We start from the raw sequence: 25555 nt of genomic DNA, 5'->3' as shown, positions 1-25555 counted from the left end.
GCTGACGTGGCAGGTCCGCTGAAGCTGGTAATCGGCGCGAGCGGCTTCCTTGGTTCGCACGTGACGCGGCAACTGGTGCAGCGAGGCGATGCCGTCCGAGTCCTGCTGCGGCGCACCAGTCCTACCGCGGCGATCGATGACCTTGACGTCGAACGCCGCTATGGAGACGTCTTCGACGATGAGGCATTGCGTGACGCGATGACGGGTTGTGACGACGTGTTCTATTGCGTTGTCGACACCAGGGCCTGGTTGCGGGATTCGACGCCGTTGTTCCGCACCAACGTTGAGGGGTTGCGTCACGCACTCGATGCTGCAGCAGATGCGGATCTGCGGCGCTTCGTCTTCACCAGCACCATCGGGACGATCGCGCTGAGTACCGACGGCCTGCCAGTGACCGAAGACAAACCGTTCAACTGGCTCGACAAGGGTGGGGGCTACATCCGTTCCCGCGTCGAAGCAGAGCGGCTCGTCCTACAGTACGTCGCCGAGCGTGGGTTGCCCGCAGTTGCACTGTGCGTCGCAAACACCTACGGCCCCGCTGACTTTCAGCCGACCCCGCATGGCTCACTGGTGGCCGCGGCGGCCCGCGGCAAGATGCCGGTGTACGTCAAGGACATGTCGATGGAAGTGGTCGGCATCGAGGACGCCGCTCGCGCGTTGATACTCGCCGCTGAGAAGGGCCGCGTGGGCGAGAGGTACATCATCTCCGAGCGCTTCATCAGCGCTCGCGAGCTCTATCGTACGGCTGCCGAGGCGGGAGGAGCGAAACCGCCGCGGTTAGGGGTTCCGTTGAAGGTTATGTACGCGTTGGGTTTTGCTGGAGACGTGGCCGCAAAGGTGCTGCGGCGCGACCTACTGCTGTCCAGTCTGTCCGTGCGGCTCATGCACATCATGTCCCCGATGGACCACGGCAAGGCCGTGCGGGAGCTTGGGTGGCAACCGAAGCCGATCCACGATTCGATCCGTAGCGCCGTGGCGTTCTACCATGCGCGCCAGCCGCCGCACCCTTTCTCGCGGCGTTGACCTGGTGACGATACGTCGGCGCAGTAGTACGGGGTCCAACAGGAAGGCACCGCCAAGTCATCAGATAAGCGCATCGTGTTACAAGAATGAGGTCCTTTCACGCACCGCGGGCCACAGGCAGTTCAGCGGCGCCGTTCGCTTCGGGTCCTCGGATGGAAGGGAGTGACGTTCGTGGCGAAGAGTTTTCGGTTCGGTGTTGCGCTGTCGACGCTGAAGTCGCGATCCCAATGGCGGGACGCCGTACGGCGCGTGGAGGACTTCGGCTACGACGTTCTGCATTTGCCGGACCATCTCGTCACGCCTGCGCCATTTGCCGCGTTGCTTTCCGCCGCGGAAGTCACGACGATGCGACTCAGCCCGTTCGTACTCAACGCCGGGTTCTACAAACCGGCATTGCTGGCTCGCGATGTCGCGGCCATCGACCTGCTCACCGACCATCGATTCGAGCTTGGGTTGGGTGCAGGTTATGTGAAGGAAGAGTTCGAAGCAGCGGAATTGGTGTTTCCCAGCGCTCGGGGCCGCGTCGATCACCTCAGCCACATGACAGGTTATCTCCGCGAGCATGTCCCCACTGTGCCGATCATGATCGCCGGATCAGGTGATCGAGTGCTGACACTTGCAGCGAGGCAAGCCAACATCATTGGTCTCAGCGGCAGCCGCGCAAATAGCACTGCGGCCGATCCGCTAGACGACTTGGTGGGTTTCATTCGCGACCGGGCAGGAGACCGTTTCGACGACATCGAGTTGAACCTGATGATTACGGCGTTGCCGCACGATGACAGCGGGGTCCCGAAAGTGTTGCGGACATCGGGCTTTGGACAGAGTCTTTCCGAGGAGCAGATACTCGCCTCACCAACGACGCTTGCTGGTTCGCCCCGCACCATGGCCGATACATTGTGTCGCTACGTCGAGGACTATGGCATTACATACATCAGTGTTCCGCAGTTGCACGCCGAGGCATTCAGCAAGGTGATCGCTCAAATTCGTTGAGGCGTCGGGGCGCTGCACGCCGTCCGAGCGTGTCGGTGCTCCGTTGTGGCGTCGGGGCGTTCACGGCCGGACCGGAGACGGTGGCCACACCTGAAGGACACTCTCAATGGACGCTAACCATCGCCAGCCCGGTCGCGGGGAAGTTTCCCGCTGGTCTGCAGTTCGGCGCGTAGCGCCTGCGCGTCAGACGTGTGCTCCAGCACCGACATCACGTCCGCCGACAGCTGAAGGTGCTGGCGCATGCCCATTTGCTCCCAGGCGCGCACCAGCATGGTCTTCGTCGCCATCAAGGTCGACAGCGGCGCCCTGGCAATCTTGGCCGCCAACGCTTCCGTCACCGGCTCGAGCTCGTCGCGGGTGACGACGCGGTTGACCAATCCCATCCGCAGCGCGTCCTCAGCGGTCAATGTCTGTGCAGTGTAGAGGTATTCGGCGGCGCGCTTGAAGTTCATAAACACCCATGGCTCGATCATCGTTTCCCCGCCCGCGAAGCCGAGGCCGGGGACCAGTGGCATCTGAAAGTAAGCGTCCTCGGATGCGATAGTGACCTCGGGCAGCAGCGCCCAGTAGGTTCCGCCGCCGATCGCGTAGCCGTGCACCTGGGCAATCATCGGCTTCGGGAATTCCCAGTATCTCAGCGTGGGCCAGAGGAACAATTCCTTTCCGCCCTGGTAGTTGCTCCCCATGTTGGCCTGTGACTCGGCGAACTCGGGGTAGGCGTCGGGGGCGATGACATGTCCGGCGCAGAAGCCCTTGCCGGTGCCCTTGATGATCACCACCTTGACCCCGTAGTCCTGGCGGGCCTCATCGAGGCAGGAATCCACTTTGCTCACCATCTCCGAGGACTGTGCGTTCGCCCGCTCCGGCCAGTTGAGGATGATACGGGCGATCGCGCCGTCGCGCTCATAGCGCACGACGCCGTGATCCCCACTGTAGGACGGCCTTTCGGTCATTTTGCCGGGTCCTTCCTGTTGCCCCGATCAGGTCGTTCAGTCGGTGTGCGACCGCGCGGGTGCTTTTAGCGCAGGGCTAGATGCCGCCCCGGGCAATCAGTTGCGAGGCGATGACGTTGCGCTGTATCTCGTTTGTGCCTTCTCCGACGATCATCAGCGGGGCATCACGAAAGTAGCGCTCGACGTCATACTCGGTGGAATAGCCGTAGCCTCCGTGGACTCGGACGGCGTTCAGCGCGATCTCCATGGCGATCTCGGACGCGAACAGCTTGGCCATTCCGGCCTCCATGTCGCACCGTTCGCCGCTGTCGAACTTCTCGGCGGCATACCGCGTCAGTTGGCGTGCCGCCGTCAGCTTGGTGGCCATGTCGGCGAGATAGTTACCGACGGACTGGTGCTTCCAGATCGGTTGGCCGAAGCTCTCCCTCTGTTGCGAATAGGCCAGGGCGTCCTCCAGTGCGGCGGTCGCAACGCCCAAAGCGCGGGACGCGACCTGGATCCGGCCGGTTTCTAGTCCCTTCATCATGTGACCGAAGCCCTTACCGGGCACACCGCCGAGCACCGCCGATGCCGGCACCCGACAGTCGTCGAATGACAACTCGCACGATTCGACACCCTTGTAGCCGAGCTTGGGCAGATCCCGCGACACGGAAAGGCCCCGACCGTGCTCCACCAGCAGCACCGAGATGCCTTTATGGCGTGGGACGGCGCCGGGATCGGTCTTGCACAGCAGCGCTATGAGTCCCGATCGCCGGGCGTTGCTGATCCAGGTCTTGGAGCCGTTGATGACGAACTGGTCCCCGTCGGCACGCGCGGTCGTGGTCATCGCCTGTAGGTCGGAGCCCCCGCCCGGCTCCGTCAACGCCATTGTGGCGCGCAGCTCACCGGTCGCCATGCCTGGCAGGTACTTCTGCTTTTGTTCCTCGGTGCCGAACAACGAGAGCAGCTTCGCCACGACGGTATGCCCACCCATCGCGCCGGCCAAGCTCATCCAGCCGCGGGCAAGCTCCTGGGTCACCTCGACGTAGCACGGCATCGAGACCGGCGATCCGCCGTACTCCTCAGGCACGGCCAGGCCGTAGATTCCGATGCGCTTCATCTGTTCGATCCACGCCTCGGGATATTCGTTGGCGTGTTCGATTTCGCGGACGGCAGGCTTCACGTCTCTATTGACGAAGTCACGCACCGTGCGGACCAGCATGGTCTCTTCTTCGCTGAGAAGCGCGATCACGGGGCTTCCTGATTGATTACGTTGGGGGACAAGGATCTAGCTGATCAACTCGCCGGCTATGAGTTCGATGTCGGTGCGAAAGTCGGAGAAGCTGCGGCTGGCCGGCTCAACGGTGATCCAAGTCACCCCGGCATCGGCGTACTCGTTCAGTCGTGGCTTCACTGACTCGACGAAATCTCCACTGTCGCCACTCACGAGCCGAGCGGCTTCGAACGGAACGAATGACACATCAGCGGGTGCACGTCCGAGTTCGGACCGTCGCTGGTTCACTCCCGAGATGAGTTCGGCCAGTCGGGCGATGTCCTCAAGCGGCGGGGTCCGCGTGATCGCCGCCGTCTCGGCAGACTGGCCCATCGGAATCCAGCCATCGGCGGTGTCGACCACCCGGCGCTGCGCGGCCTTGCTGTTCCCGCCGATCCAGACCGGGGGTCCCCCGGCCGTGGCGGGGAGGGGCAGTGCCACATGGTCGGTGATCCCGAACTCGGGCCCGTGGTGCTCCTCGCCCGCCCAGGTGGCCTTCCACGCGACGATGGCCTCGTCCAACAGCGCTCCGCGACGGTGGAAGTCAGCTCCGAGAGCCTCGAACTCGGTTTTCAGATATCCGGCGCCGGTACCAAGCGTGAACCGGCCACCGGATAGTAGGTCGAAGCTGGCGGCGGCCTTGGCGGTCAGGTAAGGGCTGCGGTAGCCGGACACCAGTATGTAAGTCATGAGTCGCAGTCGGGTGGTGGCCGCGGCTGCGAAGCTGAGCGAGACGAACGGATCGAAGGCGTGGTGCCCGCCGTTGGCCAACCACTGGTTGTCGGGGAAAGGATGCTCGCTCATCGAAAAGCCTTGAAAACCAGCGCTTTCGACCGCTTTGGCGACCTCGCCCAGGCTGGCTCCCTCGCTCCAACGTTGCCAGTGCTTGACGGCGCGCATCGGAAACATCACGTTGTACTGCAGGTCCACCGGGAATCCTTGAGTTGTGAGCGCCAGTCGGGCATACGCGCGCCCGAGGTCAGCTCCGCGCTGCGGCGGCTGCCCGTAGGTCGCGTGCGCTTTGGAGTTGTGGTTCGTGGTTGGCTTCGTAGCGTTCGATCCACTCGTGGGGCAGTTTGGCCCAGGCTTCGCCGATACGTAGGCGTTGGGCGGAGCTGAACACTTCGGCGGCCACGACGTCTCCGACGAAGATGGTGTTCTCGTCGTTGTCCAGTGATCCGCTGATACGGCATTCGACGTAGCTGTGGGCGTCAAGCAGGATGGGTGCACCGGTGATGCCGCGCTTTGTGCGCAGTTTGGCGATCTTGTCGCCGTCGCGCCCGGAGCTGCCGCCCAGGGTCATCAGGATGTCCATCGAGGCGTCGATCTCCTCGGGGCCCGCGGAGAGCATGTGCATGACGAAGATCCCGGAGTTGACCAGCATGTCGTGGGTGCGGTTGTACTTGGTCAGGCTCACGGTGGCCCGGGGTAGTTCGGGCACGATGCTGGCCGAGCCGGCCGACAGCGACATCAGGCCGTTGGCGAAGCCGTTGTCGATCGTGGTGACCGCCACCGGGAAGGGGCGCAGACCCGCCAGCACCTTGTCCGCGGCCGCGACATCGAGCGTCATATGTGTTTCTCCTCGGGGCTGATCTCACGGCATTCGTCGAGCCGTATGCCCACATTATTACCGCATAGTACTGTCAGAATCAAGCCTTATGTCTCTGGCCTAGGTCCGTAGAGGAGCGGGAAAATAGCGCGTTTATTAGGTAATACGCCGCCCAGCGTAGAACGACACTAATGTCAGATATGGCTCATAGGTGCAACGCGACGGCTCATCGGACGGTGGCGGAAGTGCATCCTGAGCGCATGGTGAACGTCCTGCTCCTACGAAGACGCGCTCGAGCGGGTGTAGCGTGAGGACTTCGGTTTCGACGCAGTGCTGGATCGGCAGCGACAGCCCGATGAAACAGGGGCGCTGATCGCATTCCTGCATCCGACGAATGTGGCTTTGTGACCGGTCGGACGATCTACACCGACGGCGGTGCCCGTAGTCAGCGGTCCGATCCGTCGGTCGTCACGCCCGACGTGACCAAATCCGAGATCGCCTCGTCGGTATAGCCCAACTCTCGCAGGATCTTTCGGCTGTGCTCAGCGAGCGCAGGAATATCACCCAGCGGTGGCTCGATCCCGGCCAACGTCGCCGGCGGCAACAACGCGTCGATCGGCCCGCCCGGCGTGCGGACCTCCCGCCAGCGGTCACGTCCGGTGAGTACGGGATGTGACCACAGATCGCCGACGTCATTCATGCGCGCATTCGCGACGCCCGAGGCCTCGAGCCGTTGCGCAAACTCGTCCGCCGTCATCGGCGCGATCGCGGCGTGGATGATCGCCTCCAATTCGTCGCGGTTGCTCACCCGTTCGGGGTTCGTCACGAAGCGCGTGTCGTCACACAGCTCCGGCATCACCAATACCCCGTTACACAGCCGGCGCCACTCCCGTTGATTCTGAACGGCGAGCAGTACCGTGCCGCCATCTCCGGCGGTGAACGGGCCGTATGGAGCAATGGTCGCGTGTCTGGCACCTGTGCGCATGGGCGCTGTGCCGCCGTAGTGCGCGTAATAGGCGGGCTGGCCCACCCATTCGACGAGTGACTCGAACAACGAAACCGACACCGGGCGTACCTCCCCGGTAGTGGCGCGCACGTAAAGCGCGGTGAGAATGCCCGAATATGCGAACATTCCTGCCGCGATGTCGGCGACCGACACGCCCGTACGCGCCACGTCGTCGCCCGTTCCGGTGACCGACAGCAGCCCGGCTTCGGCCTGGACCAGTAGGTCGTACGCCTTGCGGTCTCGCCACGGGCCGGTGCCGCCGTACCCGGTGACGTCGCAGACGATGAGCCGCGGGTACTCGGTGGTCAGCGATGCGGCGTCCAACCCCAATCGGGTAGTCGCACCCGGTCCGAGGTTCTGCACCAACACGTCTGAGCCGGTCAGTAGTCGGCGCAGGATTCGTTGTCCCTCAGTGCTTTTCAGATCGAGAGTCAGAGACTCCTTGCCTCGGTTCAGCCAGACGAAATAGCTGGAGTCGCCGTGCACACTGCGGTCGTAGCCGCGGGCGAAATCGCCGCCGTCGGGTCGCTCCACTTTGATCACCCTGGCGCCGAGATCGGCGAGTTGCCGGGTGGCGTACGGCGCTGCCACGGCTTGTTCAAGGCTTACGACAGTGACTCCGGACAGCGGGCCCATCAGAAGTCCTTTCGCCCGGTCGCGCCACGAGATGACATAAGCGTCAGATAGTCTTCTAGGGAGCTATGAATTGACGTCGTCATTGCATTACAGTCGGCATAGAGCATATGTACAAGATGTCAGAATAGACTATGGTGGCGGGGTGACACAGGCAGCCGCTCTCTCGGGCACACGGGTCATCGAACTGGCGGGTATGGGGCCTGGTCCGCACGCAGCCATGGTGCTCGCCGATCTGGGCGCCGACGTCATCAGGGTTCAACGTCCCGGTCAACTCGCCGGACGAGCAAACCCGCAACTGCGGGGGCGTCGCGTCGTGGAGGCGAACCTCAAGGATCCCGCCGACCACGCTGCGGTCCGTCGGCTCATCGATCGAGCCGACGTGCTGATCGAAGGATTTCGCCCGGGTGTGACCGAGCGTCTCGGTCTGGGCCCGGACGTCTGTTGCGCGACCAACCCTGCTCTGGTGTACCTGCGATTGACCGGCTGGGGACAGACCGGCCCACGTGCATTGGAGGCCGGCCACGACATCAACTACATCGGACTCACCGGATTGCTCCATGCGATCGGCCCCGCCTCACAGCCCCCGGTGCCGCCGTTGAATCTGGTCGGTGATTACGGCGGGGGATCGATGCCCGCCGTCATCGGCGTACTGGCCGCCCTTGTCGAGCGGCAGACCTCGAGCCGCGGCCAGGTGATCGACGCCGCCATCGTCAATGGAGCCGCCCAGCTTACACAGGTCGTCTGGTCGATGCGTGCCGACGGCCGTTGGTCAGATGACAGGGGCACCAACGTCTTTGACGGCTCGGCGCCGTTCTACCGCACCTACGAGTGCGCAGACGGCGCCTATGTCGCCGTCGGCGCGCTCGAGGCGGAGTTCTTCGCCAAGATGTTGGCGGTTCTGGACATCGACCCCGAAACCGTCGGTCCGCAGCGCGACGAATCCGGCTGGCCCGCGATGCACGCGTTGCTGTCAGACACGTTCGCGCAGCGGACGCGGGACGAATGGAGTGCGCTTTTCGCGAACATCGACGCGTGCGTGACACCGGTATTGACCCTGGCGGAGGCGGTCGCCGACCCGCACCTAACGGAGCGGGGCGTGTTCATCGAGATCGACGGCGTGACGCAACCTGCGCCGGCACCCCAGTTCTCCAGGACTCCCCAGCCCCTGCCATCGGAGCCGCCCCGGCACGCCGAAGCAGCGGACGATGTCTGGACTGACTGACGGAACAGGATTCTGCAACCACGCCTCTGCCCGCCTCGTTCCGGTACGGCGGTGAACACGCCGCCGACTGCTGGGATCTCGTCGTCGCGGAATTATATTGTCAGGCACCGGATTACGTATCCTCGCGGTGGGCCTCCCGGGGTCGCGGCCGTACGCCTGGAAACCTCCCGTCCGCGACGTTCGGACAGTGGGTGGACTCCGTTTTCGCTGACATCGAGCGCTCTGTGCCGACGTGCTTTTACCGACGGCAACGGTTAGTTCAGGTGATGGCCCCTTCGATCTTCAACTCGATGAGTTCGTGGTCGTCCATGCCCAGCTCGCGCAAGACCTCGTCGGTGTGTTCGGCGAACATCGGTGCCCGGGTCAGATGCCCGGCCGCCTCGTCGAACTTCACCGGGTTGGCCACCAGGCGCTGTTCGTTGCCCTGGGCGTCCCGGACCTCGGCGATGCGCCCGTTGGCGATCATCGACTCGTCATTGGCGACCTCCCAGGCGTCCTGCACCGGCGCCCACTGACCGTGTAGATGTTGCAGCAGCTGCGTGCATTCGTCGAAAGTCCGCGCACCGATGGCTTCGGCGAGCAGCGCGGTGGCCTCGTCGGCGTGTGCTGCGAGCGACTCCAGCGAGGCGAACCGCTCGTCGAGGGCTGCGGATCTGAGCCCGAAGAGTCGGCACATGGGAGCCCAGTAGCGGGTCGGCTGCAGCATCGACAGCTGGATGAAGCGTCCGTCGGCGCATCGGTAGGCACCGGTGAGTGGGTTGCCCGGCGCCTGGGTGCGATGGTCGATCTTCGGCAGCGGGCAGCCGTAGAGCATGGCCAGGTTAACGCTGGACTGGTTGGCCCACGCCCCGACCGCCAGTAGCGACACGTCGATGACGGACGTCTGCCCGGTTGCTTGCCTGCCGTAGAGGGCGGCGGCCACCGCGCCCGCGATGGTGATGCCGCCGATGTTGTCGCCGAACGCGCCCGCAGGCATGCCCGCCGGCACCTCCGAGTCGTTCGGCGTGACGCCGGCGGCGTTGCCAGCCTGCGCCCAGAACGCCGTCGCATCGTGCGCGCCCGTCTCTCGGTGTGGTCCTTCGCTGCCATACCCGCTGCCCGCGACGTAAACGATCGACGGGTTGATCCGTCGTATCTCGTCGACATCGATGCGAAGTTTGGCCCGCGCCTGGGGAAGAAGGTTGGTCAGGAAGACGTCGCTGCGTCGCACGAGTTCCTCGAACACCGGTCTCGTCTGGTTCAGCGCGAGGGACAGCCCAACGCTGCGCTTGCCGCGATTGGGTGCCTCGACCATGGGCGAAAACGAGACACCGGGCGCCGTCGCGGAGCGCCCCGCGACCGTGACCATTCCGCGTTGCGCATCGCCGGTCACCGGATTCTCGATCTTGATGACGTCGGCACCCCAGTCGGCAAGTACCGCACCCGCAGAGGGAACGAAGGTGAACTGTGCGACCTCGAGGACGCGCACCCCTGTCATCGGCTTCTGCATGACATCCCTATCTGATCAACATCCCTATCTGATTAACGACCGGGCGATGACTTCGCGTTGGACCTCGGTCGCGCCTTCGCCGAGTCGTTTGACGCGCAGGTCGCGGAACCAGCGTTCCAGCGGGAGTTCGGTGGAGATGCCGAGGGCCCCGTGGATTTGGATGCAACGGTCGAGCACCTTGTAGGCGGCCTCGGTGCCGTACATCTTTGCGACCGACGCGTCGACGCGGACGTTGCGGCCGAGATCGGCGTTCCATGCCGCCTGGTACATCAGAAGTCGCGCGGCGCGCAGTTCCACTTCGCTTTCCACGAGCATCCATTGGATGCCTTGCTTGTCGGCGAGTCGGCCGCCGAAGACGTCGCGGTCCTTCGCCCATTGGCACGCCATGTCCAAGGCGGATTGCGCGATGCCGATCGGGCCTGCGGCATAGACGATGCGGCCGTGCACGAGGAAGTCGCTGGCCAGCGCGAAGCCCTGACCTTCCCCGCCGACCAGATGGTCGGCCGGTATCCGGACGTTGTCGAAGTGCAGTTCATATGGAGCGAAAGATGCCATGACCGGGATACGGCTGAACGTGACTCCCGGGGTGTCCTTCTCGAGGATGAAGGCCGAGATTCCGTTACGACCCTCGCCGGTGCGCGCGTAGACGATGCCCCAGTCGGCTTGGGGCGCATGGGAGATCCACATCTTGGAGCCGTTGAGCACATACCCCCCATCTCCCGAACCGTCCCGCACCGCTTTGAGCTGGATGGCTCGCGCCGGGTCAGATCCGCCGGAGGACTCGGTGATCGCGGTGTACGCCTTGCTCATGGTGCCGTCGATGATCGGCTGTGCGTACTTCGCGAACTGGTCGGGCGAGGCCTTGAACATGATGTTGGGTGGGTTGCCACCGAACGCCCCAAGAGCCGGAAAAAACGCGCCCATACGGCATTTCGCGGCTTCTTCGGCGACCACCACTTGGCCGAGCACGCTGAGTCCGGCGCCGCCGTACTCCGCTGGCGTCTGCAGCGCCCACAGGCCGAGCTCGCGCGCCTTGGCCTGCAATGCGACGAGCTGGTCGCGGGGGAGTCCGACGGTGTCGTGGTCCAGCTTCTCCTCGACGGGATGCACGTGCGCATCCATGAAGCGACGCACGGTGTCGCGCAGCAGCACGAGTTCCTCGGGCAGCTGCCAGGCGCCGGTGTCGTCGGACGGCAGTTCAGGCATGTCAGCTCCGCGCTGCGGCGATCGTCATATGTCTCTCCTGGTGGTCAATTGCTCAGCCGAGCGTGAACGGGTCCCGGGTCGCCCCGGATAGTTCGACCCAGACGGCCTTGGTTTCGGTGAAGTCCTTCACGGCGTCGATGCCGTTCTCCCGGCCGATACCGCTGTAGCCGATACCTCCGAATGGAACATGCGGGGCAACAACGCGATACGCGTTGACCCACACGGTTCCTGCTCGCATCTTCGCGGCCACCCGGTGCGCACGGTGCACGTCCTTTGTCCACACCCCTGCGGCCAATCCGAACTCGGTGGCATTCGCCGCAGTCACGGCTTCGTCCTCATCTGCGAACGTCATCACTGCGAGCACGGGTCCGAAGACCTCTTCGGTGACAGCCCGCATCGACGGATCCACACCGGTCAGCACCGTCGGCTTGACGAAGAAGCCGCCGAGGTCGTTCGCCGGCTCGCCGCCGTAGGCCACTGTAGCGCCCTGTTCGCGGGCAGAAGCGAAGTGCGACAGCACTTTTTCGTACTGCGCCTGATTGGACACCGGGCCCATCTCGGTCGCCGGGTCCTTCGGGTCGCCTAGCTTGATGGTCGCCGCGCGGGCCACGATGCGCTGGACCAGTGCGTCGGCAACGCTCTCGTGGACCAGAAGACGCGAGCCCGCCAGGCATGTCTGACCGGTGGCCGCGAACACGCCTGCGATGACGCCGTTGGCGGCAGCGTCGAGGTCGGCGTCGTCGAACACCACCTGTGCGGACTTGCCGCCCAACTCCAGGGTGAATCGAGTCATGTTGGCAATCGCCGCCTTGCCGACGTGAATTCCGGTGGCCGTCGAACCGGTGAACGCAACCTTGTCGACGCCGGGGTGCGAGGCAAGGGCGGCGCCGGTCTCCGGGCCCCAGCCGGTGACGACGTTGATGACGCCGGGCGGAAAGCCGGCCTCGGCGAACAGCTTTGCGAACGCCAGCGTCGACGTCGGCGTGTGGTCACTGGGTTTGACGACGAAGGTGCACCCTGCCGCCAGCCCTGCGGCGAGCTTCCAGGTCAGCAGCAGCAGCGGCGAGTTCCACGGGGTGATCGCACCGACCACGCCGACCGGCTCGTGACGGGTGTAGACGAAGAAGTTCGGCTTGTCGACCGGAACGACCTCGCCTTGCAGCTTGTCGGCCAGCCCGGCGTAGTAGAAGTAGTAGTCCGGCAACGCCTTCATCTGGCCGACCATCTCCCGGGTCAGCTTGCCGCCGTCGCGGACCTCCAACTCGGCCAGGTTCTCGGCCTCACGCGCGATGACTTCGCCCAACCGCCACAACAGCTTGCCGCGCGAAGTAGCGGTCAACTGCCCCCACTGGCCGTCCAGCGCCGCGCGGGCGGCGGCCACTGCGCGGTCGACGTCCGCGGCCCCGCCGTCGGGCACGCGCGCCCACGGGCTGCCCGTGAACGGGTCGACGCTGTCGTAGGTGGCTCCCGATGCGGCGGCGGTCTGCTCGCCGCCGATCAGCAAGTCGAACTGCACCAATTGCTCAGTCGTGGTCATATCGACCCCTCCTATCGGGTGCGCGGCGCTTTCTTGTTGGCGCGCGAGTCGGTCCGCCCCGCGCCGGCGTTGCCCAAATCCGTGTAGAACTTGCCGTGTCGTGCGGCGGCGCTGGGCGGCAGGTCGCGAGCCTCCCACATGGCGCGGACCGTGCCCTGAACCCCCAAGGGCCGCCGTGCGGCGATCTCACTCGCCAATTCGGTTGCCCGCGAACGCAACTGATCGTCTGGGACTACTTCGGTCACAATGCCAATCCGCAGTGCGGTTTGTGCCGACATTCGTTCCTCGCTGCCAAGGAGGGCCCACCGCATCACCTCGCCGTAGGGCACGCCGAGGGCGAGCATGCCCATCGGTTCCAGTGCCGAGACGATCCCGGCATTGGCATGCGGATCGAAGAAGGTGGCCGTCTCGCTGCAGATGGAGAAGTCGCATTCGTTGACGAAGTACATCGCGCCGCCCGCCACGATGCCGTGCAGCGCCGCGATCACCGGCTTCCACACCCGGTGGGCCTTCGGTCCCAGCAGTTCTCCGGGGTCTTCCTGGTTGAAGATCGACTTGTGCTTCCACCAGGTTCCTTCGGACACGTCGATGCCGGTACAGAAAGCTCGCTCGCCATTCGCGCGGAGCACCGCGACATGGATGTCGTTGTCGTCGCGCACCCGGGCCCATACCGCAGCTAACTCGTCTGCCATCTGCTCGGTGAAGCTGTTCATCCGATCAGGTCGGTTCAACGACACCGTGGCTACGTGATCGGACACTTCGAACTCGATGGTGTGCAGGTTCCCCAGGTCAGTCACGGGTCGATCATACCTGTATAACTTGGTTAGCGATCTCGCGTTTGAGGATCTTTCCGGCCGGGCCGAGCGGGAATTCCTCGCGGTATTCGAAACGACGCGGTTGCTTGTAGCCGGCCAACTTCTCGCGGCACAGCGAGGTGAGCTCGCGGGTCAGCGCATCGGTGTCGTCGACGTGGGATTTCGCAATGACGACGGCCACCGGGGTCTCGCCCCATTCCGGGTCCGGCACGCCTACCACCGCAACCATGTCCACGTCGGTGTGCTGCGCGATGACCCGCTCGATCTCGGCGGGGTAGACGTTGAAACCGCCGGAGATGATGAGGTCTGTGCGGCGGCCGGTGATGTGGAGGTAGCCGTCGGCGTCCAGGTAGCCCAGATCGCCGGTACGCAGCCCGTCGGACTGGAACGTCTCGGCAGTCTTCTCGGGTAGCTTCCAATAGCCGACGGAGTTGGCGGGACTGACGATGACGATCTCGCCGACTTCGCCGGTGGGGGCGTCGCTGCCGTCGGCGTCGATGACGCGAATCGCGCACATCGGTGTCTCCTGGCCGCACGACGTGGCGATGGACGTCCTGCCCGCAACGATGTCGCGGTGGTCCTGCGGCGTGAGAATGGTTGCCTGCCCGCCGCATTCGGTCAGTCCGTACCGCTGCTGTAGGTCGCAGCCGAGCAGGTCCATTGCCTTGCGTGCCAGGCCTGGCGGCACGGGCGCCGAACCGTAGGAGATTCGCCGCAGGCTCGACATGTCCCGTGGGGGACCGTCTTCCAGGATCGCCAACGTGCGGTGCAGCATCGTCGGGATGAACGTGGTGAAGGTGATCGCGCTGCGTTCGATCTCGTCGATGACCGCCTGCGGATCGAAGCGTTGGTGGATCACCATGGTCTGACCCAGGTAGAGCCAGGACACGGTGCGCACCATGCCACCCGCGGTGAAGAACGGGGTGGTGGCCAGCATGACGTCGGACCGGTTGGCCTCGGTCACCAGGTTGGTGTCCGCCGCCTGATAAAGCAGCCCGCGGTGGGTGTGCATTACACCCTTGGCGCGACCGGTGGTGCCGCTGGTGTAGAGGATGACGGCGATGTCGTCCGGCGAGATGTCGCCGCGCCCAGCGCTCGGCTGGGCTTGCGCCAGTGCCGTCTCGTAGTCGGTGACCAACTCGCTGAGGCCTTTTTGCGATTGGGCGCCGATGCCCAAAACCAGCCCCAGCCCGCTCAGTTCGCCGAGGAATTTGTCGAGGTGATCGGCGTGGATGATCACCGCGCTCGCGCCGCAGTCGTCGCGGGCGTGGGCCACTTCGTCGGGCGCCAGCCGGATGTTCACCGGCACGGCGATCAACCCGGCCTTGGCGAGCCCGAACGAGATCTCCGGCCATTCGATGCAGTTGCGCGCGATCACCATTACGCGGTCGCCGGGTTCCAGCCCACGCTCGGCGAGGAAGCCGGCCAACCGCCGGGCCCGCTCGTCGACCTGGGCCCAGGTGTGCACCCGGTCGGCGTCGACCAGGGCGCGCTTGTCCGGGTAGCGGCGGGCGTTGTTGGTGGCGATATCACCGATAAGCATCAGTTGCACAACCTCATATCAGGAATGCCAACGTATCGACGGCTCCGCCCGCGTCGACCAGGTGCACGACCTTGCGGACCAGCCGTGGGCCGCCCGGTGTTCGCCTGACCGTGTGGCGGACGCGGCCGGCCCAGAAACGTTGGCGGATACGGTATTCAAACAGCGAGAAGTTGGATTCGACCGTAATCAGACCGTCGGCATCCTCAATCACCTCACTGTTGGAGATGATGCGCCGCATTACCGACGGCGGCGTTTGGGAGTGCCGGTTGCCGGTGTTGAGCTGAGCGACGCGGCTCTTGATGCGCCGCCGGTTGTCGTTGATGTAGGCCAGCGTGGTCCGCGGGTCGTCATCGGGGTGCATGGGCACCCGATACTCGACGGTGTCGTCATCATCCGCCCACAGTGCTTCCCACTCGGAGTACCGGCCTTCGTCGGCGAGTCGAGCCTCCAGATACAAGAAGGACAGGATGTCGGCATCGGGCAGTGGCCGCAGCGTCGGGCGGGTCTGGGGCGCCGGCTGTTCCGACTGAGCGTTGACTGTCACGCTCCCGCCCCTCCACCGACGACGGCCGCCCACTGGGAATAGAACCCGCGCTGTGGCGTCTCAGCGCTCTTGTCCCGGTTGATGATTCCGGTCTTGTCGTGCACGTCGTTTTCGCTACCGCGCGCCAGTACGAGCCATTCCGGCAGTTCGGCGGCCAGGCCGGCCTGGTTGCGCATGCCGATCTCGCCGTCGTCGGCGATGAGGAACCCCGCCGGACCCATCGCCCCCTCGGAGCGCCGCAGCGTGCGTTCGTTTAACGCGTCCTGACCAGGTATCAATACCGCGGTGGTGTAGGCCACGGTGCGGTCGGGGGCCTGTGGCTCGACGAACATGACGTTCATCTCCGCCAAGAACAGGTTGGGCCAGATCAGCGTGTGGGGTGGACCCACCACGAGGGCGTCGTGTGCCTGCTCGGGACCGTAGGCCTGCTCCAATGTCTCGACGTAGGAGGCCAGCTTCGCCCGCGGGATCCGGCCGTACCAGACGAATTCCTCGTCGAGCTTGCGGTATTCGTCGCTGTAGTCGATCTCAGAGTGGCCGTTTCCGAGGTCGCGGACCAGCACGTCGACCTTGGTCGGTACGTGTGACACCTTGGCGGGCTTGATGGCGTCGTATACCGAGGCATGCGTGAAGAGCGCGTGGTAGCCGTCGACATTGTTCTCCACCACCATCTTCCAGTTGGCGTGGTGCAGGTGCTTCATCCAGTTGGCCCGCAAGTCGATCTCACGGTTCGGGGACAGGTTGAGCAGTCGATCGATGGCATGTGTCGCGTTGCCGAGGTGCTCGCGCAGCGAGATACCCTCAGCCGCAAGCGAGGCGAAGACGAAGCCGCCGTAACTGTCGACCCGTGGAGCCTGGGCAAGACCAAGTTCGGAGCGGATCTCGTTGAAGGCCTTCCCATACCCTTCCCGCATCGGAACACCTTGCAGCGCACCAGTGTTATTGAATGTCCAGCCGTGGTACGGGCACCGGAACGAGTTGGCGTTGCCCTTTTCCGCGTTGCACAGCTTGTTCGCGCGGTGGGTGCATCGGTTGAGCACCACCCGCACGACGCCGTCCTTGCCGCGCACCACGACGACGGGGTCATACCCGATCATCCGGGTGAGGTAGTCGCCCCGTTCACTCACCTCGCTTTCGTGCGCAACGAAGACCCAGCCGGTCTTGAAGATGGTGTCCATTTCCCGGCGGAAGATTTCGGCCGAGGTGTAGACCGACCCGTGTACTCGGTCACTCCGGATGATCTTGCTGACGTCGAACTCGTCAAGGGGCGGGGCTGATTCGAGTGTCGTCACTCGTCCTCCAAAATGTCAATGGCTGGAATTGCAATGTCGCCGAGCCGGCGAAAGCCGATGTGAACCACGGTGCCGATGGTCGGAGCCGTGTCCGCGGGGAGTGCGGTGGTCATCACCAAGCGGTGGCCACTCGAAAGTTCGACGTCGACGATGGGGTAGGGCCGTTGCGCACGCACCAAGCCGGGCTCGCGCCGGTGCATCAAGGTGGCCGAATGAACGGTGCCATGCAATTCCACAGTGCGCCAGCCACATTCGGCGGATCCGCAGGAGTCGCAGACTTCCTGTTCAAGGTCGAGCGGCTGAGCACATCCCGCGCAGAAGGGCAGGGCGAGCTCGCCGCGGGCTGCCGCTTCGTAGAGCGGTGCCAACCGGTCGCCGGCGGTCTGCGGCGCCAGCGAAGGGTCGAGCAGCCAGTCGTGGACTACTTGCGCGGCGGGCTTGACGGCAGCACTCATGTCGCCCGCTCCAATACCAGCGCAGCGTGGTGGTCGACACGGCCGCCGATGCCGCCGACCAGTGCGACCGTTGCGGCCGGAATCTGGCGGTCGCCGCCTGTACCGCGCAGCTGGATCACCGCTTCGGCCAGCGGCGTCATGCCCTGCAGATAGAAGCCGGAGAGCTGCCCGCCACCCGTATTCGTGGGCAGCGTGCCACCCCGGCCGGTGTGGCCGTCGCGCACGAAGGCGCCGGCCGGTACCTCGCCGGTGAGCCGGTACTCATCGAGCAGCATCAAGGTCACGATCGAAAACGGGTCGTAGAGCTCGGCGACGTCGAGGTCCGACCGTTGCATGCCGGCTTGCTCGAGCGCGTCGTCCACGGCCCGGCCGCCGCCCCCGAACCACGACTCGGCGCCTGCACGCCGTCGCCGTACCGGATGGTGGCGGCCAGTGCCGCGGATGCGAAGTCGTTGGGTGCCAACCGAACTGCGGCCGGTCAGCACCACCGCGACCGCGCCGTTCACTGGCCGGGCGCAGTCCAGCAGCCGCAACGGCTCCGAGATCATCGGACTCGCGTCGTAGCCGGCGTCGTCGAGCGGTTCGCGGTTGACGGCATCGGGATTGCCCCGCGCCCATCCGCGCGCCGTGGTGGCCACGGAGCGCAGTGCATCGGGGGTGGTGCCCGTCACGTGCAGCCACCGTTGCGCCATCAGCGCGTACGTCGGCACCGACCCGAGCAGACCTGACGCACGCTCAAGCCCGCGCACGCCTGAGTTGCCCCCACTGTGGGCGTAGGTCGATCCCGCACCCCGGTCGGCGACCAGCGGCGCGTCGGCGAAGACGCACAGCACGGTGGACGCCTCACCCGTGGTGATCGCGTGGCGCGCACGCTGGATCATGGCGATGGTCGTCGCGCCCTTGATCTCGACGTGCTCGAGGAGGCGCAGGTCCGAGAAGCCGCCCTGCGCGGCGAATCCGACACCCAGCCGGTCCGGCCGAATGCCCTGCGAGGAGCCGACCAGAAGCCCGTCGACATCGGCACGCCCGATTCCGGCGTCGGCCAGTGCGGCCGTGCTTGCCCTTGCGGCCAATTCGAGGGGCGCGGCGCCGGGGCGAAGCGACATCTCGGTCATGCCCAAGCCGACCAGGTCGACGGCCGAGGCGCTCACGGCGCTTCCCTGGGTCGACGTTCACCCCGGTAGTTGCCGACGCGCAGCCACTCCTCGCGGTCTTCGGGCGTAGCCAAGGTGAAGCTGGCCAGCTCCAGCGGACACAGAAACACGTGCTCGCCGCCCTCGAGATCCTCGACGAGCAGGCGCGGGCCATTGCCGCTGACGTCCAGCGACACCCGCACGGCCGCGAACTCGTTCACCAGCTCGGCGAGCACGCGACGTCCCGACGGAGTGTCCACCTGCCCAGTTTTACCGCATATGACTGTCAGAATCAATGGAAGGCGGCCAAGCGGTAGCCACATGATTGGATATCCTCAGGAGGGCATAAGTGTTTCTCTACATGCGAACATATCGACTATGCGACCATATCTGGACACGTAGAACGCCGGTGGCGTAAGTTGACATTGCTGTCAGAAACAAGGGTAAGAAGGGGCAATATGACCGGATCTTTGGGCCCAAACCTTGTACATCAGTCTGGGGTTAGCCCGTCGTGCGTATCGCCGGACGTAGCCCGGCGTTCAGAGTGGGCGGGTTTGTTTCTCGATGTACTGCTCGGTGATGGACAGAGGTGCGCCGCCTTAGGAGACGGTGAAGTAGGACGGCGACCAGAGGTGGCCGTGCATGCGGGCGCGGCGATAGGTCTGGGTTGTCAGTGCGCGGGCTTAGGGTCGGATCATGCAGATGCGCTACCGGTACCGCATCGAACCGACACCAGCCCAGCAGTCGATGCTGTCGCGGGTGTTCGGGTGTTGCCGGGTGGTGTTCAACGACGCACTGCGCCTGCGCGACGAGGCCTATCAGGCCGGGATCAAACTGTCGGACAGCGAGATTCAGCGCCGCGTCATTACCGTTGCGAAGAGCACAGAGGCGCGAGGGTGGCTGTGCGAGGTGCCCAGTGTGGCGTTGGTTCAGTCGGTCAACGACTCCCGCCGGGCGTGGCGCTACTTCTTCGACTCAATCAGCGGGAAACGCAGCGGCCGCAAGGTGGGCCGACCACGCATGAAGTCGCGCAAGGATCATCGGCAGTCGTTTCGGCTCACCCGCAACGGATTTTCCGTACGGCCCAATGGTCGGCTGTTTGTGGCGAAAGTGGGCGAGGTGCCGGTGCGCTGGTCGCGAGATCTGCCGAGCGACCCGTCATCGGTCACGATCATCCGCGAGCCGGATGGGCGCTTCTACGCCAGTTTCGTCGTCGACGTGCCGGCGTCACCGTTGCCGCCGGTGCAGCGGGAGGCCGGGATCGACGTGGGGATCACGCGGTTGGCGACCATCGCCGCGACAGATTGTGTGCGTACGGATGTGGCGAATCCGAAGCATTTGGGTCGCAAGCTGCGCAAGCTGGCGCGGTTGGAGCGGGAGAAGTCCCGCCGGCAGAAAGGATCAGCAAACAGGGACAAGACGCGGCGCAAAGTCGCGGTCGCACACAACGAGGTGGCGCGTACTCGGCGGGACTATCACCACAAGCAGGCTTTGGCGTTGGTTCGCGAGAACCAAGTGATCCACGTCGAGGACCTCAACATTGTGGGCATGGTCAAAAATCGCCGACTGGCCCGCGCGATCTCGGACGCGGGCTGGGGCCAGTTCGTGCGGATCATCGGCGAGAAGGCCGACCGCTACGGGCGCACCGTGCACACGGTGTCGCGGTGGTTGGCATCGAGCAAGACATGCTCGGAGTGTGGGCATCGGCTCGACGAACTCCCGCTACAGGTCCGGCAGTGGACGTGCCCGGCGTGCCGGGCGGTCCACGATCGCGACCACAACGCCGCCAAAGTCATTCTCGCCGCCGGGCGGGCGGAGAGACTAAACGCTTTTGGAGCCCCGATAAGTCCTCCTGCAACTCGGGAGGCACAGGGCGATGAATCAGGAAGCACCCCAACAGCGGCCTAGCCGTACGGGAATCCCCGCCGTTCATGGCGGGGAGCACGTCAACCAATCGCAGGCAACGGAGAAGAAGACCGACGCCGACGGCGTCACCCGGCTGGACACCGAGAACTACCGGAGCCTCTGGATGTATCTCAAGGAGCTGGAATTTCGGCAGGGATTCGTCGACGTGCCGGTCAACGGCGCGGTGGTTCGCACGCGATATGTCGAGGCCGGCAGCCCGGACAAGCCGCATGCGATCCTCCTGCACGGCACGGGCGGCCACTGGGAGACGTTCGCACCCAACCTGGCCGCGCTCTCCGAGCACTTCCATTGCGTGGCCATCGACATGGTCGGAAACGGATTCTCCGACAAGCCGGACTACGACTACGAGATCGCCGTCTACGTGGAACACGTGTTGGGTGTGATGGACCACTTCGGCATGACATCGGCCAACTTCGTCGCCATGTCCCTCGGGGCGTTCGTCGCGTCTGCAGTGACCGTCGGTCATCCCGATCGGGTGGACAAGGTGATCCTGATGTCGCCGGCCGGCCGCGAGGCGTCGGCGTCGAACATGGCGCGCATCCGGGCGGAACGGACCAAGGCGGTCAACGAGCCGACGTGGGAGTCCTTGCACGCCGTGTTCGCACATCTGATTGCTGACGAGAGCAATCGACTGCCCGACCTGATCGGCTTACGCCAAGCGGTATATCGGCGCGAGGACACTCGCAACACCATCGATCGGCTGCTGATCCTTCAGGACGAGAAGGTGCGCAACCGCAACCTGATTCCCGACGACAAGTGGCGCAGCATCACCGCGCCTGTGATGATCGTGGCCTCCGGCAAGGATCACGGCGTGTATCAGGACACCGCACGCACCATCGCCGATTTGATTCCGAACTCCGAGGTGTTCGAGATGGCTACAGTGCGGCACTGGCCGCACTTCGAGGACCCCGAGTCGTTCAATGCCGCAGCCGTCGAGTTCCTGACGCGATGATGAGCGCTCGCGCGAAGCGCATCCGATCATGACCAGGCCGGCCGAGAATGAGCTCGCGGACATCGCACGTCGGCTGTATGAGGCCGAGCAGAACCGCGCGCCGATCCGGCAGCTGTCGCTGGACTATCCCGACATGACGATCGAGGACGCCTACGCGGTCCAGCGGGCGCTCGTCGCGCTCAAGGTCGCCGACGGGCGAGAGGTCAAGGGCCGCAAGATCGGGCTAACGTCAAAGGTGATGCAACGTGCCGTGTCGATCGACGAACCCGACTACGGCGCGCTGTTCGACGACATGTTCGTCGAGGATGGCGGCCGTGTTCCGGTCGGACGCTTCATCCGGCCGCGCATCGAGGTCGAGCTGGCGTTCGTCCTCGGTGAGGAGCTCCGCGGGCCGGGCGTCACCCTCTTCGACGTGCTGCGGGCTACCGAGTTCGTCACCCCGGCGCTGGAGATCCTCGACGCCAGGGTGCAGATGTCGGACCCCGAGACCGGTCACCTGCGCACCATCGTCGACACCATCGCCGACAACGCGGCCGACGCCGGTCTGGTCTTGGGCGGGCGGGTGGTGCGGCCGCTGGACGTGGATCTGCGCTGGGTTGCGGCGTTACTGCTGCGCAACGGCGTGATCGAGGAGTCCGGGGTGGCGGCGGCCGTACTCAACCACCCCGGCAACGGCGTCGCGTGGCTTGTGAACCGGCTTGCCCCACATGGGGTTTCGCTGCACCCCGGCGAGGTGATCCTGTCGGGCTCGTTCACCAAACCGGTGTTCGCCGAGCCGGGGGACACCTTCGTCGCGGACTACGGACCGCTCGGCACGGTGACGGTCTCCTTTGATCGCGAGGCTTCGTGACAAACCGATGGACGGAGCGCATCGCAGCCGGAGCGCCGCGAATCGGCATGTGGCTGGCCTCGGGCAGCGGTTATGTCACCGAGGTCTGCGCGGGATCCGGAATCGACTGGGTGCTCCTGGATCAGGAACACGCGCCCAACGAGCTGAGCACCACACTCGAACAATTGCAAGTGCTCGCGGGATACCCCGACGTCGACGTGCTGGTGCGCCCGCCATCCGCCGACCCGGTATCCATCAAGCGACTGCTCGACATCGGCGCGCAGAATCTCATCGTCCCGATGGTCGATGATGCGAGCGCGGCCGCTAGGGCGGTGGCCGCCACCCGCTACCCGCCGGCGGGCATCCGCGGCGTCGGGAGCGCGCTCGCCCGGGCATCCCGGTGGAACCGCATCTCCGACTATCTGGCCACCGCCGATGCATCGGTGTCGCTGACGGTTCAGGTGGAGTCGCTGTCCGGTCTGGCGCATCTGGGTGACATCGCCGACGTCGACGGCGTGGACGCCGTGTTCATCGGGCCCGCAGACCTGGCGGCCTCGATGGGCAAGCTCGGGCAGCCGGAGCATTCCGACGTAGTGAGCACCATCGAGACCGCGCTGGCGACCATCGTGAAGCACGGAAAGAGCGCAGGAGTCAACGCCTTCAACAAGACGATCGCGCAGCGATACCTCGCAGCGGGGGCCAGTTTCGTTCTGGTCGGCGCCGACGTGGCCCTGCTGGCCCGCGGCGCCGAGAAGCTGGTGGACGAGTACAAGCAATCACGTTCATGATCGAGCTCGCCACCGAAGTTCGCTGGCACGACCGCCGGTTCAGCGTTCCCCTGGAACGCATTCGGTACTCCGAGGAACTCGGCTATGACGCGGTGTTCACGGCGGAAGGCTATGGATCCGAAGGGCTCGTCCCGCTGGGGTACATTGCCGGACACACCTCGAGATTGAAGCTCGGTACCCGCATCGCCCAGGTGACCAGCCGACCTCCAGCATTGGCGGCGATGGCATTCCAGACCGTCGACCACCTCGCCGGTGGTGGACGCGTGATGATCGGGCTCGGCAGTTCCAGTCCGGTTGCCGCGGAGGGCTTCTACGGCCGGAAGTGGGGAAGCCCTACGCGGCGGATGCGGGACTACGTCTCGATCCTGCGACAGGCGTTGAGGGGCGACACCATCGAGCACGAGGGCACCGAGTGGTCAGCACCTTACCGAGGGCAGGACGCCACTGGTGTTGCGCCGGTCGCCGTCGGACTGGACGTCTTGGCCGAGCTTCCGATCCTGATGGCGGCGGCGGGACCCGAAATGGTCAGTCTGGCTGCCGAAGTGGCTGACGGGTGGTTTCCGCCGGCATTCACCCCCGGCATGTTGCCCGCCGTTGTGCCACTGCTTCTACGCGGTTTCGATCGCAGGAACGACGGCAAGGGCCTCCATGACTTCGCGATCTGGGCCCACGTCGACGTGCTCGTCGACGACGACGTGCGAGCGGCCATGCACCCCTTCAAGGAGTTCGTCGTCACCTGGTCGGCGATGTTGCGGCCGTTCATGGAGGCGCGGGGCTATTCCGAGCTCGCGCAGCGGCTCGCCGACATGCTCGCCGACGTGGACGCCGTCGAGGCCGAAGCGCGAGTACAGGCCGGCGGCACATTGCTGGAGGGTGCGCTTTGGCAGGAGGCCCTGGACGCGGTGCCGGACGAATACATCGACGAGGGCTGGCTGGTTGGTCCGGTCTCCCGGATCCGCACGCGTGTCGAACCCTGGCTGGACTGCGGGCTGACGGGGCTCGTAGTCCGCTATGGACCCGAAATGACGCCTGAACCGGTCCCTGAGAACTTGGAGGTGTTCGCGGCGATCGCCGAAGCTGCAGGCAAACGCCCGATGGCGCGAACGTAGATAATTCTGACTTGAGTGTCACTCGTGTGGGCGTCTATCGACTGCAGTTCCAACGCGCATGCTGATCGCATTGATCGAGTGCAAGACCTTTGTTTCTGACTGTTGTGTCACCTATAGTTGGGTACCATGGATCTCGACTTCACGGCTGACCAGCTCGAGTTCCGCGATCGGGTCCGAACGTGGCTCGACGAGCACAAGCCGACCGAGCCCCGGCCCCGCGACGACGCAGGCATCCGCGAGTACGACCTGGCTTGGCAGCACACTCAGTGGCAGGGCGGCTGGGCGGGCATTGCCTGGCCGGAGGCGTACGGCGGCCAGGGCCTGTCTCTGATGCAGCAGCTGATCTGGTACGAGGAGTACGCGGCTCGGGGTTTTCCGGGAATCGATGCATGCTTCGTGGGGAACTCGCATGCCGGACCGACTCTGATCACCAGGGCGACCGACGAGCAGAAGTCGTTCCACTTACCGAAGATCCTTCGCGGCGAGGTGATCTGGTGTCAGGGGTTCTCCGAGCCCGATGCCGGATCGGATCTGGCGGCTCTGCGGACCAAAGCCGTCATCGACGGAGAGCACCTGGTGGTGTCGGGCCAGAAGCTGTGGACCAGCTTCGCGACCGTCGCCGACTACCAGGAGTTGTTGGTGCGCACCGACAACACCGGCAGTAAGCACAAGGGCATCACCTGGGTGATCTGTGACATGAGCACACCGGGCATCGACATCCGACCCATCGAGACGATCGAGGGCGGTTCTGAGTTCTGCGAGGTGTTCTACGACGACGTCCGCATCCCGCTGTCCAACGTCGTCGGCGACGTCGGGGAGGGTTGGTCGGTGGCGATGGCCACGCTGTCCTTCGAACGCGGCACCGCGTTCACCGCCAACCAGGTTCGGCTGGCGAAGATCATCGAGGACCTCATCGACTACGCCCGTGACCACGTCGGCCCTGACGGGCGCAGACCCGCCATTGCCGATGATGAGATTGCGCGTCGGCTGGCCAGGGCGCGCGCCTCGGTTGCGTCGCTGCGGGCACTTACCTACACCAACATCTGCGAGGCGATGAAAACGGAGACGCCGGGGCCGCGCGGGTCGATCGTCAAGCTGATGTACGCCGAATTGGCCAAGGAGATCGGCAAGTTGGCGTTGGACATCGTCGGTCCCGAATCCCTTCGGCACTCTTCGCGGTGGGACGTCGACGGGTGGGTCGGTTACTACTACTACAGCTTCTCGCAGGCCATCGGGGGCGGCACGTCTGAGATTCAGCGCAATATCGTCGGCGAACGTGTGCTGGGGCTGCCCAGGTGACCCAGAC

Annotated in this window: 24 protein-coding genes; 9 read left to right on the top strand and 15 right to left on the bottom strand. The window is 64.9% G+C overall.

Annotation, left to right across the window (positions count from 1 at the left end; genetic code table 11):
- The first annotated feature begins 6 nt into the window (after positions 1-6).
- Positions 7-1023, top strand: coding sequence for an NAD-dependent epimerase/dehydratase family protein (locus OCQ_RS13985; RefSeq protein WP_014384971.1), 1017 nt, complete (start codon positions 7-9; stop codon positions 1021-1023).
- A 171-nt stretch (positions 1024-1194) separates the two neighbouring features.
- Positions 1195-2013 carry a TIGR03621 family F420-dependent LLM class oxidoreductase gene (locus tag OCQ_RS13980; RefSeq protein WP_041785642.1) on the top strand — a complete coding sequence of 273 codons (819 nt, stop codon included), beginning with the start codon at positions 1195-1197 and terminating at the stop codon, positions 2011-2013.
- A 113-nt stretch (positions 2014-2126) separates the two neighbouring features.
- Here OCQ_RS13980 and OCQ_RS13975 read toward each other — a convergent pair whose 3' ends face one another.
- The 5 genes from OCQ_RS13975 to OCQ_RS13955 form a co-directional block, all read right to left on the bottom strand.
- A complete protein-coding gene (locus tag OCQ_RS13975) occupies positions 2127-2966 on the bottom strand; it encodes an enoyl-CoA hydratase-related protein (protein ID WP_014384969.1) in 840 nt (279 codons plus the stop codon).
- 76 nt (positions 2967-3042) lie between these two features.
- Positions 3043-4167 (bottom strand): acyl-CoA dehydrogenase family protein, encoded by a 1125-nt coding sequence (locus tag OCQ_RS13970; RefSeq protein WP_407937429.1) that lies wholly within the window; start codon positions 4165-4167, stop codon positions 3043-3045.
- 66 nt (positions 4168-4233) lie between these two features.
- On the bottom strand, positions 4234-5148 hold the full coding sequence (locus OCQ_RS13965; RefSeq protein WP_014384967.1) for an LLM class F420-dependent oxidoreductase: 915 nt from the start codon (positions 5146-5148) through the stop codon (positions 4234-4236).
- Between the two features lie 49 nt (positions 5149-5197).
- On the bottom strand, positions 5198-5788 hold the full coding sequence (locus tag OCQ_RS13960; protein ID WP_014384966.1) for a flavin reductase family protein: 591 nt from the start codon (positions 5786-5788) through the stop codon (positions 5198-5200).
- A gap of 424 nt (positions 5789-6212) precedes the next feature.
- Positions 6213-7409 carry a CaiB/BaiF CoA transferase family protein gene (locus OCQ_RS13955; RefSeq protein ID WP_014384964.1) on the bottom strand — a complete coding sequence of 399 codons (1197 nt, stop codon included), beginning with the start codon at positions 7407-7409 and terminating at the stop codon, positions 6213-6215.
- A gap of 193 nt (positions 7410-7602) precedes the next feature.
- Here OCQ_RS13955 and OCQ_RS13945 point away from each other — a divergent pair, with 193 nt between their 5' ends.
- Positions 7603-8631 (top strand): CaiB/BaiF CoA transferase family protein, encoded by a 1029-nt coding sequence (locus OCQ_RS13945; protein WP_080588019.1) that lies wholly within the window; start codon positions 7603-7605, stop codon positions 8629-8631.
- Positions 8632-8890: 259 nt separating this feature from the next.
- Here OCQ_RS13945 and OCQ_RS13940 read toward each other — a convergent pair whose 3' ends face one another.
- The 10 genes from OCQ_RS13940 to OCQ_RS13895 are packed head-to-tail and all read right to left on the bottom strand — an operon-like array spanning position 8891 to position 18905.
- On the bottom strand, positions 8891-10120 hold the full coding sequence (locus OCQ_RS13940; protein WP_014384962.1) for a CaiB/BaiF CoA transferase family protein: 1230 nt from the start codon (positions 10118-10120) through the stop codon (positions 8891-8893).
- 24 nt (positions 10121-10144) lie between these two features.
- Positions 10145-11326, bottom strand: a complete 1182-nt coding sequence (locus tag OCQ_RS13935) for an acyl-CoA dehydrogenase family protein (RefSeq protein WP_014384961.1) — start codon at positions 11324-11326, stop codon at positions 10145-10147.
- A gap of 52 nt (positions 11327-11378) precedes the next feature.
- The gene (locus OCQ_RS13930; protein WP_014384960.1) at positions 11379-12863 is read right to left on the bottom strand and encodes an aldehyde dehydrogenase; all 1485 of its coding nucleotides are present in this window, start codon (positions 12861-12863) and stop codon (positions 11379-11381) included.
- 11 nt (positions 12864-12874) lie between these two features.
- Complete coding sequence (locus OCQ_RS13925) at positions 12875-13660, bottom strand: enoyl-CoA hydratase/isomerase family protein (RefSeq protein ID WP_014384959.1); 786 nt, start codon at positions 13658-13660, stop codon at positions 12875-12877.
- Between the two features lie 7 nt (positions 13661-13667).
- Complete coding sequence (locus OCQ_RS13920) at positions 13668-15221, bottom strand: class I adenylate-forming enzyme family protein (RefSeq protein ID WP_179960076.1); 1554 nt, start codon at positions 15219-15221, stop codon at positions 13668-13670.
- A 13-nt stretch (positions 15222-15234) separates the two neighbouring features.
- Complete coding sequence (locus tag OCQ_RS13915) at positions 15235-15765, bottom strand: aromatic-ring-hydroxylating dioxygenase subunit beta (protein WP_014384957.1); 531 nt, start codon at positions 15763-15765, stop codon at positions 15235-15237.
- Positions 15762-17057, bottom strand: coding sequence for an aromatic ring-hydroxylating oxygenase subunit alpha (locus tag OCQ_RS13910; protein ID WP_014384956.1), 1296 nt, complete (start codon positions 17055-17057; stop codon positions 15762-15764). Before OCQ_RS13910 ends, OCQ_RS13915 begins: the two co-directional genes overlap by 4 nt.
- The gene (locus OCQ_RS13905) at positions 17054-17512 is read right to left on the bottom strand and encodes a Zn-ribbon domain-containing OB-fold protein (protein WP_014384955.1); all 459 of its coding nucleotides are present in this window, start codon (positions 17510-17512) and stop codon (positions 17054-17056) included. The genes OCQ_RS13910 and OCQ_RS13905 overlap by 4 nt, the downstream gene beginning before the upstream one ends.
- Positions 17509-18627, bottom strand: coding sequence for a thiolase family protein (locus tag OCQ_RS13900; protein ID WP_041785632.1), 1119 nt, complete (start codon positions 18625-18627; stop codon positions 17509-17511). Before OCQ_RS13900 ends, OCQ_RS13905 begins: the two co-directional genes overlap by 4 nt.
- Positions 18628-18659: 32 nt before the next feature.
- Positions 18660-18905, bottom strand: coding sequence for a hypothetical protein (locus OCQ_RS13895; RefSeq protein WP_041785005.1), 246 nt, complete (start codon positions 18903-18905; stop codon positions 18660-18662).
- 436 nt (positions 18906-19341) lie between these two features.
- On the opposite strand from OCQ_RS13895, the gene OCQ_RS13890 reads away from it, so the two are divergent.
- The 6 genes from OCQ_RS13890 (at position 19342) to OCQ_RS13865 (ending at position 25548) form a co-directional block, all read left to right on the top strand.
- Positions 19342-20553, top strand: a complete 1212-nt coding sequence (locus OCQ_RS13890) for an RNA-guided endonuclease InsQ/TnpB family protein (RefSeq protein WP_014384952.1) — start codon at positions 19342-19344, stop codon at positions 20551-20553.
- Between the two features lie 121 nt (positions 20554-20674).
- Entirely contained in the window at positions 20675-21523 is an 849-nt protein-coding gene (locus OCQ_RS13885; protein ID WP_139826539.1) for an alpha/beta fold hydrolase, read from the top strand.
- Positions 21524-21551: 28 nt separating this feature from the next.
- Positions 21552-22373, top strand: a complete 822-nt coding sequence (gene hpaH, locus OCQ_RS13880) for a 2-oxo-hept-4-ene-1,7-dioate hydratase (protein ID WP_014384950.1) — start codon at positions 21552-21554, stop codon at positions 22371-22373.
- Entirely contained in the window at positions 22370-23140 is a 771-nt protein-coding gene (locus OCQ_RS13875) for an aldolase/citrate lyase family protein (RefSeq protein WP_041785004.1), read from the top strand. The genes hpaH and OCQ_RS13875 overlap by 4 nt, the downstream gene beginning before the upstream one ends.
- Positions 23137-24249 carry an LLM class flavin-dependent oxidoreductase gene (locus tag OCQ_RS13870; RefSeq protein WP_014384948.1) on the top strand — a complete coding sequence of 371 codons (1113 nt, stop codon included), beginning with the start codon at positions 23137-23139 and terminating at the stop codon, positions 24247-24249. The genes OCQ_RS13875 and OCQ_RS13870 overlap by 4 nt, the downstream gene beginning before the upstream one ends.
- A gap of 126 nt (positions 24250-24375) precedes the next feature.
- Positions 24376-25548 (top strand): acyl-CoA dehydrogenase family protein, encoded by a 1173-nt coding sequence (locus OCQ_RS13865; RefSeq protein ID WP_014384947.1) that lies wholly within the window; start codon positions 24376-24378, stop codon positions 25546-25548.
- The last annotated feature ends 7 nt before the right edge of the window (positions 25549-25555 follow it).

It is taken from the genome of Mycobacterium paraintracellulare, assembly GCF_000276825.1.
Classification (GTDB): Bacteria; Actinomycetota; Actinomycetes; order Mycobacteriales; family Mycobacteriaceae; genus Mycobacterium; species Mycobacterium intracellulare.
The sequence above is the reverse complement of the archived record's forward strand: the minus strand, read 5'-3'. Positions and strand labels throughout refer to the sequence as shown.

Excerpts from the sequence above, each read along its gene's own strand:
- OCQ_RS13945 (WP_080588019.1), top strand. The coding sequence starts at position 7,603 with ATGGGGCCTGGTCCGCACGCAGCCATGGTGCTCGCCGATCTGGGCGCC.
- OCQ_RS13870 (WP_014384948.1), top strand. The coding sequence starts at position 23,137 with ATGATCGAGCTCGCCACCGAAGTTCGCTGGCACGACCGCCGGTTCAGC.
- OCQ_RS13905 (WP_014384955.1), bottom strand. The coding sequence starts at position 17,512 with ATGAGTGCTGCCGTCAAGCCCGCCGCGCAAGTAGTCCACGACTGGCTG.
- OCQ_RS13900 (WP_041785632.1), bottom strand. The coding sequence starts at position 18,627 with ATGACCGAGATGTCGCTTCGCCCCGGCGCCGCGCCCCTCGAATTGGCC.
- OCQ_RS13890 (WP_014384952.1), top strand. The coding sequence starts at position 19,342 with ATGCAGATGCGCTACCGGTACCGCATCGAACCGACACCAGCCCAGCAG.
- OCQ_RS13960 (WP_014384966.1), bottom strand. The coding sequence starts at position 5,788 with ATGACGCTCGATGTCGCGGCCGCGGACAAGGTGCTGGCGGGTCTGCGC.
- OCQ_RS13935 (WP_014384961.1), bottom strand. The coding sequence starts at position 11,326 with ATGCCTGAACTGCCGTCCGACGACACCGGCGCCTGGCAGCTGCCCGAG.
- OCQ_RS13955 (WP_014384964.1), bottom strand. The coding sequence starts at position 7,409 with ATGGGCCCGCTGTCCGGAGTCACTGTCGTAAGCCTTGAACAAGCCGTG.
- OCQ_RS13930 (WP_014384960.1), bottom strand. The coding sequence starts at position 12,863 with ATGACCACGACTGAGCAATTGGTGCAGTTCGACTTGCTGATCGGCGGC.
- OCQ_RS13920 (WP_179960076.1), bottom strand. The coding sequence starts at position 15,221 with ATGCTTATCGGTGATATCGCCACCAACAACGCCCGCCGCTACCCGGAC.
- OCQ_RS13885 (WP_139826539.1), top strand. The coding sequence starts at position 20,675 with ATGTATCTCAAGGAGCTGGAATTTCGGCAGGGATTCGTCGACGTGCCG.
- OCQ_RS13865 (WP_014384947.1), top strand. The coding sequence starts at position 24,376 with ATGGATCTCGACTTCACGGCTGACCAGCTCGAGTTCCGCGATCGGGTC.
- OCQ_RS13970 (WP_407937429.1), bottom strand. The coding sequence starts at position 4,167 with ATGCTGGTCCGCACGGTGCGTGACTTCGTCAATAGAGACGTGAAGCCT.
- OCQ_RS13940 (WP_014384962.1), bottom strand. The coding sequence starts at position 10,120 with ATGCAGAAGCCGATGACAGGGGTGCGCGTCCTCGAGGTCGCACAGTTC.
- hpaH (WP_014384950.1), top strand. The coding sequence starts at position 21,552 with ATGACCAGGCCGGCCGAGAATGAGCTCGCGGACATCGCACGTCGGCTG.
- OCQ_RS13975 (WP_014384969.1), bottom strand. The coding sequence starts at position 2,966 with ATGACCGAAAGGCCGTCCTACAGTGGGGATCACGGCGTCGTGCGCTAT.